Raw genomic sequence first — 19,573 nt, 5'->3', positions numbered from 1 at the left:
AAAAGCGGACGCGGTCTGGTGCGTGCGATTCCAAGGCGCTGGGATGGCCTTGTAGCGGAGCTACTAGGGCATTTTGGCAACGCGGGAAGCGTGCGTGCCAGGGCGTGGCCGCCCGATCAGAGGTCACCCGACAGGCTCTGAGTCGCTGGACGACATGCGGCGGCGGGACGCCGGCGTGCAGGGCGGGTCCGGGGCAGCCGGCCCGGTCGTCAGGCGCGGACCGGGGCCGACTCCTCCACCACCTGGGTCCGGGGTGCGCCCCTGGGGTACAGGACCGCCGTCACCACCAGCCCGATGAGGAAGAAACCCGCCGACCACCAGTACGCGGTGGAGTAGCTCTGCAGCTGGGCCCGGGCGACATTGGCAGGCGTCACCGGGCGGTCGGACAGGTAGTCCATGGCGGCACTGGTGGCGAGGGTGTTCAGCAGCGCCATGCCGATCGAACCGCCCACCTGCTGGCTGGTACTGACCATCGCCGAGGCCACACCCGCGTCGCGAGTGGCCACCCCGTACGTGGCCAGGTTCATCACCGTGGCGAAGATCGCGCCGAGGCCCAGGCCGAGGACGAGCAGGGCGGGCAGCACATAGGTGGGGTAGCTGCTCGTCAGGTCCAAACCGGTCATCCACACCATGGCGGCCGCGGCGATGCCCATGCCGAGCGGCACGATCGGTTTCGCGCCGAAGCGCGGCACCAGCACATTGGTCGTCGTCATCGACGTCGCGATCATCAAGCAGACCATCGGGATGAAGGCGAGACCGGTCGTCACCGGCGAGTAGTACAGGGTCCTCTGCAGGTAGTACGTGAGGAACAGGAAGACGCCGAACATGCCGCCGCCGGCGATGAACATCGCCAGGTACGACGCCCCGCGGTTCCTGTCCAGCACCACCCGCGGCGGCAGCAGCGGATGCGCGGCCCGGGTCAGCCACCAGACGAACGCCGCCAGGAGCACACCGCCCGCCAGCAGGAAGCCCCAGGTGTCCGGTGCGCCCCAGGGGTGCGACTCGGCGTTGGAGAATCCGTACACGATGCAGAAGAGCCCCGCCGAGACCAGGACGGTGCCCGGGACGTCGAGCTTGGGGCGGTCTGCGGGGGCACCGGCGGTGAGCAGCCGGATGCCGCCGAGGAAGGCGACCAGGGCGAACAGCAGATTCACGTACAGGCACCAGCGCCAGTTCAGGTACTGGGTGAGGACCCCGCCGAGCAGCAGTCCCACCGCGCCGCCCGTCCCCGCGATCGCGCCGTAGATCCCGAACGCCTTGGCGCGCTCCTTCGGGACGGTGAACGTCGTGGTGAGGAGGGAGAGCGCGGCCGGGGCGAGGAGCGCGCCGAACATGCCCTGGAGTGCGCGGGCGAAGACCAGGACCTCGAAGCTCGGGGCGGCGCCGCCGATCGCCGACGCGACCGCGAAGCCGACCAGACCGGTCAGGAAGGCGATCCTGCGGCCCACCAGGTCGGCCATCCGGCCGCCGAGCAGCAGCAGCGAGCCGAAGGCCAGGGCATACGCGGTCACGATCCACTGGCGGTTGCCGTCGGAGAATCCGAGGTCCTGCTGGGCGGAGGGCAGGGCGATGTTCACGATGGTGGCGTCCAGCACCACCATCAGCTGGGCCAGACCGATCACCGCCAGCACCCACCACCGACGCGACGGGCCGCGCTCACGGTCGGATGCGGGGCGGGACGGCGGGGAGGTGGCGGTCGCTCTCGCGCCGCTCGCGGAGGGCTCACCCTCGACAGGCTCCCGCGCATGACGTGAGTGACGAGCCATGGTCCGGGTCTCCCTCGGTGCGCACCCCCCGAAATCCCCCGGACCCACGCTAAAGGCAGGTCCGTATCCCCGCATGCGGGGATGCGCGCCGGGGCCAGGGGCTGCCCCGTCGCCCCCGGTGGTGGATCGGCCCGCGGCGTCGGATGCGGTGCGTCGCACGGCGCAGGGGCGTCCTCGTACGGGGCGTGTCCGGGCGCTCCGACAACGCGGCGAGGTGCCGCAGCTGTTGTCGTGCGCCCACCAGGGATGGCAGCTGAGGAGCCGCCCGGTCCGGGCTGGGCCGTCAGAGTTCCTTGGCGGGCCAGTCCAGCAGCCGGGCGCCGATCACCGCGGTCTGCAGCGTGTAGCGGTGCATCGGGTCGGACGGGTCGGAGCCGGTCAGCTGATGGATGCGCTCCAGCCGGTAGGTGAGCGCCCGCACGCTGAGCGCCAGCCTGCGGGCCGTCTCGGCGGCGACACAGCCCGCGTCGAAGTAAGCGGCGAGCGTCTTCAGCAAGGGCTCCGCGCCTCCTCGCGCCTTCTGGAGCGGGCCGAGCTCACTGCGCACCAGATCGGTCATCGCCTGCCGGTCCCGGGTCAGCACCGGATAGACCAGCAGGTCGGCGGCGTACAGCACCGGATCCTCCAGGTCCATCCGGTCCGCCAGATCGAGCGCGTCGAGCGCCTCGTCGTACGACTGGACGACGCCGCCCGGGCCCCGGTGCGGGCGGCCGACCGCGACCAGGCCGCCATCCGTCGCCGCATGCGCCTGCTTGGCGAAATAGCGCAGGACGTCCGGCTGGGCGGCCGGGGCGATGCAGACCAGGCGCCCGTCCTTGGTCGTGAGGAGGATCTTCCGGCCGTCGAAGCGGGCGAGCAGCGCCGCCTCCACCATGCGGGGCACCGCATCCGTCTCGGTGTACGCCTCCGGGCCCGTCGCCACCGCGACCGCGTGGGCACGCGACAGCCGCAGCCCGAAGCGGGTGGCCCGCTCGGCGAGCCGGCCCAGGTCGCTGCGCCCGTACAGCAGGTCGTCGATGAACTCACGGCGCGCCGCCTCCTCCCGCCGCACGGTGAGCCGCTGGGCGCGCTCGAACCCCTCGGCGAACGCGTCGACGGCCTGCTCGACCGCGGCCAGCACGCAGTCGGTGGACGTGGGGTGCGCGGCTGTGGCGCGCGGCCAGGCGGTTCGGGTCGCCGCCAGATGCAGACCGACCAGGGCGCGCAGCTGGAATCCCGCCTCGGCCGCCTCCCGGCCCAGGGTGCGGCGGGCGTCCAACTCGTCGCGGGTCAGTCGGCGGCCGGTCGCCGCGACCTCCTCCAGGATGGAGGCGTACTCCCCCAGATACTCGTCGGGAATCTCCGGCTCCGCCACGCCCATGCCTCCAGTTTTGATGCGTCACTGACACCCACTCAACACATATGAGCAGGTGTCGGTGCCCGGCATCAAAGACGTACAAAGATTGCCGGATTCCGGCAGTGCGATACGACGACGTCGGCTGTCATGATCAGGCCCATCACCAACCGGGGGAACACGGGGGAACTCGGGGGAATACGGGGGATACGGGGACGGGGGGGGATGACCCGGTAGCCGCGGCGCCGCATGCAGGCGGCGCCGCGGCACCGGAGTCACCGCCGGACGTCCCCTCCACCGCACCCCCACCGACAGGCAGGGGGAGTGGACCGATGCAGGAATTCCTGAGAGCCGCATCCTCCTTCCCCGCCGTCCTCTTCGGCGCCGCTCTGATCGTCGTCATCTGCTTCTGGCTGCTGGTCCTGGCGGGCGCGGCCGACCATCACTCCTTCGACGCCGACCTCGACACCGACCTGGCCGGGATCGGCGGTGTGCCGGTCGCCGTCTCGGTGTCCGTGATGGTCGTCGTCGCCTGGTTCACCAGCCTGACCAGTTCCGTCCTGCTGCTCCGCAGCGCGGTCACCGGCACTGCCCGGGCCGCGCTCGCCTGTGCCGTGCTCGCCGGGGCGCTGCTGATCTCCTGGGCTGTGGTCCGGGTCCTCGTCCACCGCTACCGGCGCCACTTCCCGGCCGAACTCCCGCCGTCCCGGCAGGACTTCCTCGGCCGGGTCTGCACCGTCCGTACCGGCTCCGTCAGCTCCGACTTCGGCCAGGCCGAAGTCGCGGCGGCCGACGGTTCGACCGCGATGGTGCAGGTAAGGCTGTTACGGCAGACCGATGAGGCGGCGTTCACGGCGGGCAGCGCGGGACTCCTGTACGCGTACGACGACGAGGGTGAGTTCTTCTGGGTCTCGCCGTACGACGTGACGCTCGACCCGGGACCGCCGAAGCCCCCACGGCCGCTGCCGCGCACCCGACGCCGTACCCGCTGAGCCGCCCGCACCGCCGGGCACCCCGCACTTCTCACCTTCCTCACCAGCCGCCAAGGACTGTCATGTATGCCATCTCCCTGGGCTTCGGCGTGCTCGTCGCCGTGGTCCTGCTCATCGCGATCGCCCTGCTCCTCGTCATCAGCCGGCTCTTCCGCAAGGTCGAACAGGGCAAGGCCCTGATCATCTCCAAGACCAAGAAGGTCGACGTGACCTTCACCGGAGCCGTCGTCCTGCCGGTGCTGCACAAGGCCGAGTACATGGACATCTCGGTGAAGACGATCGAGCTGCGCCGCACCGGGCGCGAGGGCCTGATCTGCCAGGACAACATCCGCGCCGACATCCACATCAACTTCTTCGTACGGGTGAACAAGACCGTCGAGGACGTCATCAAGGTCGCCCAGTCCATCGGCACCGAGCGGGCCAGCGACAAGGCCGCCATCCAGGAGTTCTTCGCCGCGAAGTTCGCCGAGGCGCTCAAGACGGTCGGCAAGCAGCTGGACTTCGTCGATCTCTACACCAAGCGCGAGGAGTTCCGGGACCGCATCATCCGGGTCATCGGCACCGACCTGAACGGCTACCACCTCGACGACGCGGCGATCGACCACCTGGAGCAGACGCCGATGGCGCAGCTCGACGGCGCCAACATCCTCGACGCGCAAGGCATTCGTAAGATCACCGAGCTGACGGCGATCGAGCACGTGCGCACCAACGAGTACCAGCGCACCGAGCAGAAGGAGATCACCCGGCAGAACGTCGACGCCCGCGAGACCATCCTGGAGCTGGAGCGCCGGCAGGCCGAGGCCGAGATCAAGCAGCGGCGCGAGGTCGAGACGCTGCGGGCCCGCGAGGAGGCGGCCACCGCCCGGGTCCAGGAGGAGGAACGGCTGGGCGCGCAGACCGCGTTCATCCGTACCGAGGAGCAGCTCGGCATCCAGCGCGAGAACCAGGCGCGGGAGATCGCCGTCGCGCAGAAGAACCGTGAGCGGGTCATCGCGGTGGAGAACGAGCGCATCGAGAAGGACCGGCTGATCGAGGTCATCGGACGCGAACGGCAGACCGAGCTGAACCGGATCGCCGCGACGAAGGAGGTCGAGGCCGAGCGCCGCGAGGTCGCCGATGTGATCCGGGAGCGGATCGCGGTGGACCGTACGGTCGCCGAGCAGGAGGAGTCCATCAGGACGCTGCGGGCGGTCGAGGAGTCCGAGCGCACCCGCAAGTCGGTGATCATCGCAGCCGAGGCGGAGGCCCAGGAGAAGCTGGTCAAGGACATCAAGGCGGCGGAGGCGGCCGAGGTGGCGGCCACGCACCGGGCGGCGGAACAGTTGACCCTCGCCGAGGCCCGGCTGAAGAGCGCGGACCTCGACGCCCGGGCCAAGCTGCGGCTCGCCGAAGGCGTCCAGGCGGAGTCCGCGGCGCCCGGACTTGCCGAGGTGCAGGTACGGGAGGCGGCGGCCGATGTCATCGAGAAGACCGGTCTCGCCGAGGCCGGGGCCACGTCCGCCCGGCTCAAGGCCGAGGCCGAGGGTGCGCGGCTGAAGGCTCTCGCCACAGCCGAGGGCACGCAGGCGCAGGCCACGGCGGACGCGGCGATGATCGGCGAGAAGCTGAAGGCGGAGGCGGCCGGGCTCACGGAGAAGGCGGCCGCGATGGCGGCGCTGGACGACGCGTCGCGCGGGCACGAGGAGTACCGGCTGCGGCTCGCCGCCGAGAAGGAGATCCGGCTGGCCGGACTCGATGTGCAGCGGCAGGTCGCCGAGGCGCAGGCGACGGTCCTGGCCACCGGTCTGGAGAACGCGGACATCGACATCGTCGGCGGGGATTCGGTCTTCTTCGACCGGCTCGTCTCGTCCATCTCGCTCGGCAAGAGCGTGGACGGGTTCGTGGAGAACTCGGACACCGCGAAGGCACTCGCAGGCCCGTGGCTGAACGGGTCGTCATCGTTCACGGACGACCTGACGCGTGTGCTCGGGTCGGTCTCGACGGGCGATGTGCAGAACCTGACGGTGTCGGCGCTGCTGATGCGGATGCTGGCGGCGCCGGGAGTGGGTGCGGATGCCGGACCGGTCCGCCAGCTCCTGGACTCGGCGCGGAAGCTCGGTCTGGCGGACCTGCCGGTCGGGGCACTGGCGGATGCCCCTGACGTACCCGCGTCGCGCAATGGGACGCCGGTGGCGTAGGGGCGTCAGGTCGAGCCCCGGCGCCGGGGTGGCCGCTCTGTCCTCGGAGGCCGGACGGGCTCGACGGGACGGCCGCCCCCTGACCGCCCATCAGTGCATCGGGCCCGACCGGCCACGGCTTTGTCCTCGATCGCCGGGACGGGCTCGAGTGGACTGCCATGTCAAGCCCGTCCGGAGTTCGAGGACGCAGCGCGGCCGGCGGCCGCGCCACCCGACACACATCTCGCAGGGAGCCGTACGCATGGACACCGACCCCACCTCCACCGTGGACGCCGGCACCTACGACGTACTGCGGCGCCGCCTCACCGCGCAGGCCACCGAGCTCACCCACCGCGCCGAAGCACTCGACACCCGCCGCACCGAGGAGTTCGGTTCGACGCGGCTCCGTCTCCTGGCCACCGAGCAGGTCCGTACGGAGCGCCCTTCCGTGCCCCGCGATCTCGTCGCCGTGGGCGGGCAGTTGCTGTTCGGGTTCGAGCGAGGACCGGGCGCACGCGGCGACGCCGAGGTCGCGGACGTACTCACTCTCTACGGACCCGATCTGTCACCGGGCCGGGACGCTCTCCTCGCCGACGAGGCCTTCGTACGCGAGTTCACCACCCTGCACCGCTACTACCGCGACGCCCGCCTGCTCCGTCTCCGCCGCGTCGACGGGCGGCTCCTCGCCGTGTTCCGTACCGGTGAGACCGCCGACGACATCCGCGTACTGCGCTGGGCGCTCACCCCGGACGGTTCCCCCGGCGCGTTCCTCGACGCGCGCGGCGACCGCGACCACGTCTTCCCGCCGTCGCACGACTTCACCTGGACCGCGGCGGGCCGCGAGTCGCACATCCCCGGCCGCCATCCGCACATCGCGATCGGCGGCAGCGGCGCGCTCTTCGTCGACACGCTCGGCGGCACCCTGACCGTCAAGACCGCCGACGACACCGACACACCGCACGGGATCTACGAGGAGCCGGTCGCCGAGCCCCTCCAGTCCCTCGCCGACGCCGACGTCGAGTACGCCGAGGTCGGGCCCCTGGTCCTGCTGCGGATCCGCCCGTACAACGAGGACGCCTGGCGCCACCTGGTCTTCAACACGCTGCTCTCCACCGTGCAGCGCCTCGACGCCATCGGGCCCGCCTGCCACCGGCTGCCGGAGGACCAGGGGATCATCTTCCCCGGCGGCACGTACCTCACCACCGGCGCCGTCAAGACCTTCGACCTCGCCGAGCCGCTCGCCGACCCGGTCTTCGAGGGGGCCGTCCGCTCCCCCAACGGCGAGGACGTCCTCTACCTCTTCCGCTCCCGGGACGGCGGCCGCGGCCTGCTCCTCCCCTACAACCTGATCCGCCAGGAGGTCGCCACCCCGCTGCTCTGCGGCGGCCACGCGCTGCTCGACGACGGCACCCTCGTCCTCCTCAAGGACACCGCGTCGGCCGAGCCGGCCCGTGTGCACGCGGTGCAGCGCTGGCAGACCCCGTACGTCTCCGACACCCATGCCGCCTCCCGCCCGGCCGGGACGGGTCCGCTCGCCCGGGTCGGCAACGCCGATCTGGTACGCGGCATCTCCGACTGTCTCGCGCTGGCGAACAGCGCGACGCGGACCACACCGACCACGGCCGTGTACGCCCGGCTGGTCGCCGACTGCACCCGCACCACCGACCGCTACCACTGGCTCACCGACCCCGACCTCGGCTCACTCAGTGGCCCGTTGACCGCCCTCCACGACACCGCGCAGCAGGTTCTCGCGGAGTTCGAGACGGTGCAGGAGCTGACCCGGCAGGCCGCCGAGGCACTCACCGGCGCGGCGGACCACCTCACCGCGCTCGTCCGCCGCATCCGCGGCGAAGCCCCGCGCTCGGCCGCCGCCTGGGTCTCCCAGCTCACCGAACTGCGCCGCGCACACGGCCACTTGGCGACGCTCGGCGAGATGCGGTACGCGGACACCGACCGGATCGCCGAGCTGACGGCGGCCACCGCCGCCGATCTCACCTCCGCCGCCCAGCGCGCAGTCGCGTTCTTGAGCCGGGCCGACGCGTTCACGGGCTACCACCACGACATCGAGCAGCTCACCGCCGACGCGTCCGCGCTCGCCACCGTCGCCGACGCGACCGCGCTCGGCGACCGGCTGACCGGGATGACGGACGGGCTCGCGACGGTCACCGACGTCGTCGCCGGGCTCGACATCGGGGACGCGACCGTCCGCACATCGATCCTGGAACGGATCGCCGAGGTCCTCGGCGGTGTGAACCGGGCCCGGGCCACGCTCGACGCGCGCCGTCGCGAGCTCCTCGATCACGAGGGGCGGGCGGAGTTCGCCGCCGAGTTCGCCCTGCTCGGGCAGGCGGTCACGGGTGCGCTGGCCGCCGCGGACTCCCCCGACGCGTGCGACGAACAACTGGCCCGGCTCCTGCTTCAGCTGGAGAACCTGGAGTCCCGGTTCGCCGAGTACGACGACTTCCTCGCCGAGCTGGCCGAGCGGCGGACCGAGGTGTACGAGGCGTTCTCGGCCCGCAAGCAGACGCTGCAGGACGACCGCGCTCGCCGCGCCGAACGGCTGGCGGACTCGGCGGCCCGGGTCCTGGAGACCGTCTCCCGGCGCCTGTCCGCCCTCCCGGACCTGGACGCCGTCCACACGTACTTCGCCTCCGACCCGATGGTCGCCAAGGTCCGGCGCACGGCGGACGAACTGCGCGGGCTCGGCGACCCGGTGCGGGCCGAGGAGCTCGACGGACGGCTGAAGGCGGCCCGCCAGGAGGCGGGGCGGGCCCTGCGCGACCGCAGCGAGCTGTACGCGGACGGCGGGGCGACGATCCGGCTCGGCCGGCACCGGTTCGCCGTGAACACCCAGCCGTTCGACCTGACGCTCGTGCCCTCCGGGGACCGGCTCGCGTTCGCCGTCACCGGAACCGACTACCGGGCTCCGGTCACCGACCCCGCGTTCGAGGCGACCCGCCCGTACTGGGACCAGCTGCTGCCCTCGGAGTCCCCGTCCGTCTACCGCGCCGAACACCTCGCAGCCCGCCTCCTGGACGAGCACGGCGCGGATGCTCTGGCCGCCCGCGAACCGGCCGAACTCACCCTGCTCGTACGGGAGTCGGCTGCCGCCGCGTACGACGAGGGATATCAGCGCGGCGTCCACGACGAGGACGCCGCCGCCATCCTGACCACGCTGCTGCGACTGCAGGCCGGTGCCGGCCTGCTGTGTGTCCCGCCCTCCGTCCGGGCGGCGGCGCAGCTCTTCTGGACGTACGACGCGGACGACGCCCTCCGCGCCTCCTGGGCGCGCCGGGCCGCCTCCCTGGCCCGGGCCCGCGAGACGTTCGGCCTGGCGCCCGCGATCAACGCGCTCCAGGAGGAATGGGCAACCCGGATCGGGGCCGATGACGCGCACGCCGCCGCCGCGTACCTCTTCGAGGAGCTGACCTCGGGCCCCGCCGGGTTCGTCACGAGCACGACCGCCCGCACCTTTCTGGACAAGTTCCGCCGCACGACCGGCACTTCGGCGTACGACGAGGATCTGGAGGCCCTCCGCGACGACCTCCCCGCGCGCCGCCAGCTCATCGAGGGCTGGCTGACCTCGTACGCCTCCGCGAGCGGAACGGACCTCCCGAGCGGTGATCTCGCCGAGGCGGTCGCCGTCGAACTCTGCCCGGAGCCGGAGCTCACCCGCTACGACTGCGAGGCACCGCTCTCGGCGACCGTGGACGGCCTGCTGGGCACCCATCCGCGCGTCGACCGTGGCCGCCTGACGGTCCGCCTCGATGAACTCCTCGCCCGCACGCAGAAGTTCCGTGCGAGCACCGTCCCCGGCTTCCGCGCCTACCAGCGAGCCCGCACCGCCCTCGTCACCGCCGAACGCGCCCGGCTGCGGCTCGACGACCACCGGCCGCGCGTGATGTCCGCGTTCGTCCGCAATCAACTTCTCGACGAGGTGTACCTGCCGCTGATCGGCGACAGCCTCGCCAAGCAGCTCGGCACGGCCGACGCCGACCGGCGCACCGACTCACAGGGTCTCCTGCTGCTCGTCTCGCCGCCCGGCTACGGCAAGACGACACTCATGGAGTACGTCGCCGACCGGCTCGGCCTGGTCCTCGTCAAGATCAGCGGCCCGTCGCTCGGCCGCGACGTGACCTCCCTCGACCCCGCGCAGGCGCACAGCGCGACCGCCCGCCGGGAGATCGAAAAGATCAACTTCGCACTGGAGGCGGGCAACAACACACTCCTCTACCTGGACGACATCCAGCACACGTCACCCGAACTGCTCCAGAAGTTCATCCCCCTCTGTGACGCCACCCGCCGTATCGAGGGCGTCCGGGACGGCGAGCCACGCAGCTACGACCTGCGGGGCAAGCGGTTCGCGGTGTGCATGGCGGGCAACCCGTACACCGAGTCCGGCGAACAGTTCCGGATCCCGGACATGCTCGCGAACCGGGCCGACGTGTGGAACCTGGGCGAGGTGCTGAGCGGCCGCGACGACGTCTTCGCGCTGAGCTTCATCGAGAACGCGCTGACCGCCAACCCGGTGCTGGCCCCCCTCGCCGGCCGCTCCCGCGAGGACCTCGCGCTGCTCGTCCGCCTGGCCTCCGGCACGGCCCCTTCCCCAAGCTCTCAACTCCGTTCGAGCAAGGGAGACCCCATCGCGCGCGCGGACCGCCTCGACCACCCGTACACCCCCGCCGAGCTGGACCGGATCACCGCGGTCCTGCGCCACCTCGTGACCGCCCGCGACACCGTTCTCGCCGTGAACGCCGCGTACATCGCCTCGGCCGCGCAGACCGACGTGACGCGCACCGAGCCGCCCTTCCGGCTGCAGGGCTCGTACCGCAACATGAACAAGATCGCCGAGCGGATCGTGCCCGTGATGAACGACGCCGAACTGGTCGCCGTCATCGACGACCACTACGCGGGCGAGGCCCAGACCCTCACCACGGGCGCCGAGTCCAACCTGCTCAAACTGGCGGCTCTGCGCGGCACCCTCACCGCCGAACAGGCGGACCGATGGGCGGCGATCACCGCCTCGTACGTACGTACCCAGGCACTCGACGGCCCGGACGGCACCCCGTCCCCGAACTCTCGGCCCCGTCCGAGCAGCGCAGACACCGTCTCGCGGGCGGTCGCGGCACTGGACCTGCTCTCCGACCGGATCGCGGCGGTCGAGGCGGCGATCGTCCGGGCAACGGACCCACGTCATCTGCTCGCAGGCCCGGAGCAGTCCCCCCGGCACGCGGCTCCACGCACCCCGACGACACACGAAGACCACTGATCGGCCGGAACGATTCGAACACCCGGAGGTGCGCAAGGCATGCTGGGATTCGTGTCCACACTTCCCCAGCAGCCCCAACACGCCCCCTTCAGCGGCCACATGGTCATCTGCGGCGACGACGCGCTCGCCCGGCGGCTCGCGGTGGAGCTGCGGTACGTCTACGGGGAGCGGGTCACACTGCTTCTCCCGCCGGGGCGCGATCCGCGCCGGCCCGAGCTGCCGCTGACCCAGCGCGGCCGGGCGGCGACGCTGTTCGGCCGGATGTCGGCGGCGATGAACCGCAACCTGGGCAACAGCGGCAACGGGACGACCGGCAGCTCCGGAAGCTCCGACAACGACACGAACGCCGGCGTCGAGGCGGTCCGCATCCTGGAGGCCGCGGAGCCGTCCGACGAGGCCTTCGAGGAAGCGGGCGTGGACACCGCCGCCGCACTCGCACTCGTCTACGACGACGACGAGCGCAACATCCGCGCCGCGCTGACCGCCCGTCGCCTCAACCCCCGCGTCCGGCTGGTCATCCGGCTCTACAACCGCAAGCTCGGGCAGTACCTGGAGACCCTGCTCGACCAGGCCGCCGCGGTCGCCGTCCCCGGACTCGACCCGACGGCGCTGGACGCGTCCACCACCGTCCTCTCCGACGCCGACACCGCCGCCCCGGCACTCGCCGCGACCGCGCTCACCGGTTCCAGCAAGGTCGTCCAGGCGGAGGGCCTGCTCCTGCGAGCCGTCGAACGCACCCCGCCCCGGCAGGGCGAGGTCGCCGACCCCGGACTCTGCACGCTCGCCCTGCTCTCCTCCACCACCCACGACCCGGCGGGCGCAGAAGGATCCGACAGCAGCGGCGCCGAAGGACCCCAACTCCTGCCCGATCATGAGCAGGTGGCCGCGGCGACCGGGCGCGGCACGGTGGTCCTGGAAGCCATCCGCGAGGCCGCACCGGACGGTCCGAGGCTGCGCATGGGGGGCCGCAGCGCCCCGCTGAGCCAGATCTTCTCGCGCCGTCTGCGCTGGTCGGCGCTGGGGGTAGGCTCGGCGGTCCTGGCCCTCGCCGTCGCCTCCACCCTCACCACGGGCGACCACCCCCTGCACGCCGCGTACCTGACCCTCCTCGACCTCTTCGCCATGGGTGACCCGGCGATCGGCGACCGCACCGCGCGGCAGATCATCCAACTGCTCTCCGGAATCGCCGGCCTGCTGCTGCTGCCGCTGCTGGTGGCGGGCGTCCTCGAAGCGTTCGGCTCCCTGCGTACGGCGTCGTCCCTGCGCCGCCCGCCGCGCGGACTCTCCGGCCATGTGGTGCTGCTGGGGCTCGGCAAGATCGGTACAAGGGTGCTGGTCCGGCTCCGCGAGCTCGACATCCCCGTGGTGTGCGTGGAGAACGACCCGGACGCGCGCGGTATCCCGGTGGCCCGGCGGCTGCACGTACCCGTCGTCCTCGGGGATGTCACCCAGGAGGGTGTCCTGGAAGCCGCGAAGATCCAGCGGTCCCGCGCCCTTCTCGCCCTGACCAGCATCGACACCACCAACCTGGAGGCGGCGCTCTACGCCCGCTCGGTCAAGCCCGATCTGCGGGTGGCACTGCGCCTCTTCGACGACGAGTTCGCCACCGCCGTCTACCGCACCCTGCGCACCGCCCACCCGCAGGCCCTGACCCGCTCCCGGTCCGTCTCCCATCTGGCCGCCCCGTCCTTCGCCGTCGCGATGATGGGACGGCAGATCCTGGGCGCGATCCCGGTCGAGCGGAAGGTGATGCTGTTCGCCGCGATCGAGGTGGCGGGCCACCCGCAACTGGAGGGCCGGACGGTCGAGCAGGCGTTCCGGGCAGGGGCATGGAGGGTGCTGGCCCTGGACGCGACCCCGCGTGAGGACCGCCACCCCGGCCCGCCGACCGTCGCACCCGCCTCCCCGGACCGCCCGTCGGGCCTGATCTGGAACCTGCACCCGGGGTACGTGCTGCGCGCCGAGGACCGCGTGGTGATCGCGGCCACCCGGCGCGGACTTGCGGAACTGCTCCGCAGACGACGGGCTGTGACACCGCGCTAGCGCCGCGGTGTCACGAGGTGCGTTGCCCGAGGCGTGGCTGAAGGAGAGAGGAGTGCGCCCGACCTGCTTCGCCACCGACACCAGGAGTGGACGTCGGGCGAACGTGCCAGACGCGGGCCGGGGGGACGTTGGCCCAGACGATGCGTCCTGACGCCCTGCCGCGCTGCCGGTACCCGGCGAGCACGGTCTCGACGGCTCGGTGACGGGCCGCTTCGCCCGCAGAGGCGACGAGTCTGCGTGCCGGCGCGGTACCCACGTAGGCGAAGTACGTCAACGCCCCGCCAGGGCGCAGCAGTTCGATGTATCTGTCCATCAGTGAAGCCACCGTGTCCGGGACGAAATTGGTGAAGGGCAGGCCGGAGACGATGACGTCGTAGGACTGCCGTGTGTTCAGGTGCTCGATCCGCGTTTCGTGGATCCTGACCCGGACACCGTCCTCGCTCCGCACCGGCACGAACGCCTCGCCGGGGTTATCGTCCCGCACCTTCGTATGCGTCGTGTGGCAGTCCCGCGTCTGCGCGGACGCCGCGTGTTCGTCCCGGCCCGGTCGGTATTCACGGACGACGTTCCGCAGGACGGCGGCGAAGCGCGGGTTCGCCTCGACGACGTCCAGAGTGCTTCCCGGGGCGAGCAGCGGCAGCAGACAGCGGGTGACGGGGCCGGTTCCCGCGCCCACTTCCAGTACATTCAGGGGTTGTCCGGCCCGCTCGGTGACCGGTGCGGCGAGGGCGGCGGCGAGTCGGCGGCTGCTGGGTGCGACCGCGCCGGTGATGCGGAAGCCTCGCGCGGCCTCGGTGACGAAGAGCCGGGTGTCGGCGAAACGGGGCCATGAAGTCATACCAGTGACGCTAGGTAGCGGGCGCTCTTCGGGAATCGGCCGTTGTGTTCGGGTGAACCGGTACGGACGTCATCGCCGAGGCGCACGCGACCCCGACGAAAGTAGGGGGTGGCAGCGACTCAAGACCAGGTGCCCCGGCCCCCGCGATTGCCTACGATCGGTCGGTGGAACACAAATACCCCCACCGGGGTCCCGTGTGGACGGAGTGGGTGCTGGCCGGCGGGGTGCTGCTACTCGTCGCGCAGGGGCTGGCCAAAGCCCGCTTCGAGATGCAACTGCTTTCCGTAGGACCGATGGTGGCTGTCGCCGCCGCGCTGGTGCTGCCGCTTCGCTGGCGCAGTCCGCTCGCTGTGGTCCTTCTCGCCGGGGCGGCACTGGGTACGCAGGGCGCCTACGAACCCATGACCGTGATGGTTTTCCACCTGACCGCACAGGGCCGGGTGCGGGTGGCGGTGGCGGCAGGCGTGATCGCCGGTGCGCTGCCCTGGGTGTGTGCGCCGCCGCTCAGCGGAGGCGTGACGCCGAATTACGGCGCCGCGCTGCTGTTCGCGCTGGCGCTGACGGCCGGGTTGTGGTGGCACAGCCGTCGGCGGCTGATCGATTCGCTGAGCGAACAGGTCGAACTCCGTGCCGAGCAGGCCAGGTCGGCGGAGCGGGCCCGGATCGCGGCCGAGATGCACGATGTGCTGGCCCATCGGCTGAGCCTGTTGGCGCTGCACACCGGGGTACTCGCACTGCGTGCGGAGTCGCTGCCGCCGCAGATCGGCGAGCGGATCGCACTGCTGCGCGCGACCTCTGCCCAGGCGCTGGCCGATCTGCGGGACGTGCTGGGCACCTTGCGTGCGGAGGACGATGCGGTGGGGGAGGACGGCAGGGATCCCATGCAGAGCAAGGTGCCGGCTCCTGCGTTACGGAACCTGTCCGAACTGCTCGACGAGGTAAGGACCATCGGTCAGGATGTCGCCGCCGAACTGACGGGGGAACCCGGTGCCGCACCCGCGACTCACCTCCTCGCGGTGCACCGGCTCGTCCAGGAAGGTCTCACCAACGCCCGTAAACACGCACCGGGCACGTCGGTGCGACTGCGGGTGCACTACGGCGCACCGGCCACGGAGGTGGAGTTGGTCAACTCGCCGCCCGCAGTGACCGCTTCACGGGCCGATGGAGGCGTCGGCCGGGGCTTCGGACTGATCGGGCTCGCCGAACGAGTGGCCGGGCTGCACGGCTCTCTCGCCCACGGTCCTGAGCCGGATGGGGGATGGCGGCTCGCGGCCCGTCTGCCCATGAGTGCTCCGGACGGTGAGCCGAACCGAAGAGCCTTCGAGGAGAACGGCGCGACGCGCACGGCCGGACCGGACGGCGGGCGAGCGGGCAGAACCGTTGGCAAAGGCGTCGCCAAGGCCATGTGCGAGGGTGTGATGAAGAGGATCGGGAAGCGGTCCGTGAATCGGAACGGGCAGACATGAGCGGGGCTCGGATCATCAGCACGATGGTGGTGGACGACGACGCGTTGGTCCGATTGGCCCTGACCGACCTACTGGCGACCGACGCCGGCATCGAGGTCGTCGCCCAGGCGTCGGACGGTCTCCAGGCCGTGGAGGAGGCTGCCGCCCATCGGGTGGACGTCGTCCTGATGGATGTGCGGATGCCGAGGCTGGACGGCATCGCGGCCATCGCGCGACTGCGGGCACTGCCGCATGCCCCTCGCGTCATCACTCTGACCACCTTCGACCTGGACGAGTACGTGTACGAGGCATTGGCAGCGGGCGCCGACGGGTTTCTGCTCAAGGACTCGGACCCTGCGGAGATCCTGCGGGCCGTACATGTCGTGGCCGCCGGTTCGGCGATGCTGCATCCGTCCGCCGCGCGTCGGCTGATCGACCGCTACCATCGCGGCGCCCGGCCGGGGACCTCGGCTGTGCGCAGACGGGTGGGCCGGCTGACACCGCGCGAGCGCGACGTCCTGGCCTTGCTCGCGGAGGGGGCAACCAACTCGGAGATCGCCGGGGGGCTGCGGATGAGCGAGAGCACGGTGAAAGCCCATGTCAGTCGCATCCTGACGACACTGGAAGTCGGAAATCGCGTCCAGGCCGCACTGGCTGCCCGGGACGCCGGTCTGATGCCTGACGCGTGAATCGTGAGGCTCGCCGCATTGCGTGGCGAGGCGAACCGGGTGACGCAACGAAAGCGCGGCCGACCGGGGCCCGGCATCAGATCCCGTCCCCCCGGCCCGAGACGGGTTTGCCGCCCCGCTCACGTCGGAGGCCGGCTTTCTGGGGCTGAGCCAGGGCCTCGCCCACGAACTCGGGCCGCGCGGAATATGCGTCAACACAGTGCCGCCCGGAACAATCCTCGTAGACATGTCGCCGCGGAAAAGGCGCGCCCGGATGCCGAACCACCGGTACGAGGTTTTCCTCGACATTCGAATAAATAATGTTGTCAAACTATGATTCTCCATCCGCTTTCCCGTCCGCGACAGTCAGGGTTCGGCGGAATTTCGATCGCCTCTACATCCGATAACAAGTTCCGGCCCCAAAGCCTTTCGACAATGACGGTCGGCGGACCTCCGACCGAACGGCCCAGCCGCGCCTCCTATCCCCGTCGACAGTTGGATTTTCTGGGCATTCCTGACGAGGTCAATTCATCCGACCGTCAGAACATCCCATCCGGATAGCCCATCAACCTTCGCCCTCCACACGCGAGTTCGCCCTCCAATCGAAGAGGCGCAGCAAATTCGCTCTTGCCCCCGACCAGGGCCCACACTTCCGAATTCCTGGCGATACAGCGAAAGTGGATCACTGCACGGCGAGTTGGCATGGCACACAACGCGGTGGGTGCATACTCAAACCATCCAACAAGCCAACGCGACATACCGGTGCGCGTTCACGAATGTGCGCATGCCTGCGTATTCGCTTTCAGCTCTGCAGGAAGGTTCCGGTGTGAAACGTCAGTCGCTTCGCAGATCTTGGGTCCAAACCGTCACAATGCTTTCCGCGGCGGGGACACTTGGCCTGATCGTCAACGTAGCTTCGTCGACGGCGGCCATGGCCGACGTGATCGAGAAGCCCGCAGTCGATTACGCACTTGGGGTGCCAGGCCCGAATGGCGCCGTGAGTGCCGATCCGGGTTCCCGTACCTTGCCGACGGCCCATCGCGACGATGACGACGATTGGGATTGGTGGGACCGAGGCCCGCAGGGACGCCCGGGCGACACCGGCGCACGGGGCCCGCAGGGACGCCCGGGCAACACGGGCGCACGGGGTCCGCAAGGACGCCCGGGCGACTCGCACCACGGACACCCGGGCAAACGAGGCCCCCAGGGCGCCACCGGAGCCACAGGGCCCCAGGGCAACACCGGAGCCGCAGGACCCCAAGGCCTCCAGGGAATCCAGGGCAACCAAGGCGACACCGGAGCCACAGGACCCCAAGGCAACCAAGGCGACCAGGGCGACCAGGGCATCCCCGGCAACCAAGGCAACCAAGGCGACACCGGAGCCACAGGACCCCAAGGCAACCAAGGCGACCAGGGCGACCAGGGCGACCAGGGCATCCAAGGCAACCAGGGCGACCAGGGCGACCAGGGCATCCCCGGCAACCAAGGCAACCAAGGCGACACCGGAGCCACAGGACCCCAGGGCAACCAAGGCGACCAGGGCCTCCAGGGCCTCCAGGGCAACCAGGGCAACCAGGGCGACCAGGGCGACCAGGGCATCCCCGGCAACCAAGGCAACCAAGGCAACCAAGGCAACCAAGGCGACACCGGAGCCACAGGACCCCAGGGCAACCAGGGCGACCAGGGCCTCCAGGGCCTCCAGGGCCTCCAGGGCATCCCCGGCAACCAAGGCAACCAAGGCAACCAAGGCGACACCGGAACCACAGGACCCCAGGGCGACCAGGGCCTCCAGGGCCTCCAAGGCAACCAGGGCGACCAGGGCCTCCAGGGCCTCCAGGGCCTCCAGGGCCTCCAAGGCAACCAAGGCAACCAAGGCGACACCGGAACCACAGGACCCCAAGGCAACCAAGGCGACCAGGGAATCCAGGGCCTCCAAGGCAACCAGGGCGACCAAGGCCTCCAAGGCCTCCCCGGCAACCAAGGCAACCAAGGCGACACCGGAGCCACAGGACCCCAAGGCAACCAAGGCAACCAGGGCGACCAGGGCCTCCAGGGCATCCCCGGCAACCAAGGCAACCAAGGCGACACCGGAACCACAGGACCCCAGGGCAACCAAGGCAACCAGGGCGACCAGGGCCTCCAGGGCAACCCAGGCGACACCGGCGCCACAGGACCCCAAGGCAACCAAGGCGACCAGGGCCTCCAGGGCCTCCAGGGCCTCCAAGGCAACCAGGGCGACCAGGGCATCCCCGGCAACCAAGGCAACCAAGGCAACCAAGGCAACACCGGAACCACAGGACCCCAAGGCAACCAAGGCGACCAGGGCCTCCAAGGCATCCCCGGCAACCAAGGCAACCAAGGCGACACCGGAACCACAGGACCCCAAGGCAACCAAGGCGACCAGGGAATCCAGGGCCTCCAAGGCAACCAGGGCGACCAAGGCCTCCAAGGCCTCCCCGGCAACCAAGGCAACCAAGGCGACACCGGAGCCACAGGACCCCAAGGCAACCAAGGCGACCAGGGCCTCCAGGGCCTCCAGGGCCTCCAGGGCGACCAGGGCAACCAAGGAATCCAGGGCAACCAAGGCGACCCAGGCGAAACCGGAGCCGCAGGGCCCCAGGGCTTCCAAGGCACCACCGGATCCCAGGGCATCCAGGGCAACCAGGGCGACCAAGGCCTCCAAGGTGCCGCCGGCCCGCAGGGGAACCAGGGCGCCCAGGGTGGGAGCTCCGGGGCGCAGAGCCAGGTCGTCACGGGTAATTCCGCGACAGGCGACGTCGTCGTCTCGTGCCCCGCCGGCAAATTCGCCGTGGCCGGCGGCTACCAGAGCGCGGCGGGTGGCACCCACAAGGTCATCCACAACGGTCCTGTCGGCGGCTCTCCGGCCACTGGCTGGCAGGTCAGCGAGGACAGCGCGACACCTGTCACCGGATACGTGGTCTGCGCGCCATGAACCCCCGGGCCGTGAGCCCCCAGCTCGGTCGGCTGGGGCTCGCGGCCCACTGAGCGACGAAGCCCCCATGGGCAACGTCCGCACAGATACCTCGTACGTGGCCCCGTCGG

10 protein-coding genes are annotated in these 19,573 nt (G+C 70.8%); 6 read left to right on the top strand and 4 right to left on the bottom strand.

The features are described 5' to 3' along the window. Positions 1-209: 209 nt before the first annotated feature. Together ACGFSA_RS01240 and ACGFSA_RS01235 are read right to left on the bottom strand one after the other, a co-directional pair. Complete coding sequence (locus ACGFSA_RS01240) at positions 210-1,766, bottom strand: MFS transporter (protein WP_393297873.1); 1,557 nt, start codon at positions 1,764-1,766, stop codon at positions 210-212. Positions 1,767-2,049: 283 nt separating this feature from the next. Continuing rightward, entirely contained in the window at positions 2,050-3,120 is a 1,071-nt protein-coding gene (locus ACGFSA_RS01235) for a PucR family transcriptional regulator (protein WP_393298369.1), read from the bottom strand. 311 nt (positions 3,121-3,431) lie between these two features. Here ACGFSA_RS01235 and ACGFSA_RS01230 point away from each other — a divergent pair, with 311 nt between their 5' ends. From ACGFSA_RS01230 to ACGFSA_RS01215, 4 genes are all read left to right on the top strand, one after another. Next, positions 3,432-4,091 carry a hypothetical protein gene (locus ACGFSA_RS01230; RefSeq protein ID WP_393297870.1) on the top strand — a complete coding sequence of 220 codons (660 nt, stop codon included), beginning with the start codon at positions 3,432-3,434 and terminating at the stop codon, positions 4,089-4,091. Positions 4,092-4,153: 62 nt separating this feature from the next. After that, positions 4,154-6,268, top strand: coding sequence for a flotillin family protein (locus tag ACGFSA_RS01225; RefSeq protein ID WP_393297867.1), 2,115 nt, complete (start codon positions 4,154-4,156; stop codon positions 6,266-6,268). A 241-nt stretch (positions 6,269-6,509) separates the two neighbouring features. Then, complete coding sequence (locus ACGFSA_RS01220) at positions 6,510-11,516, top strand: DNA repair ATPase (protein WP_393297864.1); 5,007 nt, start codon at positions 6,510-6,512, stop codon at positions 11,514-11,516. 39 nt (positions 11,517-11,555) lie between these two features. Next, positions 11,556-13,559, top strand: coding sequence for an NAD-binding protein (locus ACGFSA_RS01215; RefSeq protein WP_393297861.1), 2,004 nt, complete (start codon positions 11,556-11,558; stop codon positions 13,557-13,559). 10 nt (positions 13,560-13,569) lie between these two features. Here ACGFSA_RS01215 and ACGFSA_RS01210 read toward each other — a convergent pair whose 3' ends face one another. Next, complete coding sequence (locus ACGFSA_RS01210; protein WP_393297858.1) at positions 13,570-14,397, bottom strand: translation initiation factor IF-2; 828 nt, start codon at positions 14,395-14,397, stop codon at positions 13,570-13,572. A 164-nt stretch (positions 14,398-14,561) separates the two neighbouring features. Here ACGFSA_RS01210 and ACGFSA_RS01205 point away from each other — a divergent pair, with 164 nt between their 5' ends. Further along, the gene (locus ACGFSA_RS01205) at positions 14,562-15,863 is read left to right on the top strand and encodes a sensor histidine kinase (protein WP_393297856.1); all 1,302 of its coding nucleotides are present in this window, start codon (positions 14,562-14,564) and stop codon (positions 15,861-15,863) included. 11 nt (positions 15,864-15,874) lie between these two features. Then, positions 15,875-16,531: a response regulator gene (locus tag ACGFSA_RS01200; RefSeq protein WP_393298366.1), complete on the top strand. Its 657-nt coding sequence runs from the start codon at positions 15,875-15,877 to the stop codon at positions 16,529-16,531. 781 nt (positions 16,532-17,312) lie between these two features. Here the strand turns inward: ACGFSA_RS01200 and ACGFSA_RS01195 are convergent. After that, positions 17,313-19,370, bottom strand: a complete 2,058-nt coding sequence (locus ACGFSA_RS01195) for a hypothetical protein (protein WP_393297853.1) — start codon at positions 19,368-19,370, stop codon at positions 17,313-17,315. Positions 19,371-19,573 lie beyond the last annotated feature (203 nt).

This window comes from Streptomyces sp. NPDC048496 (assembly GCF_043200055.1).
Taxonomy (GTDB): domain Bacteria; phylum Actinomycetota; class Actinomycetes; order Streptomycetales; family Streptomycetaceae; genus Streptomyces.
The sequence above is the reverse complement of the archived record's forward strand: the minus strand, read 5'-3'. Positions and strand labels throughout refer to the sequence as shown.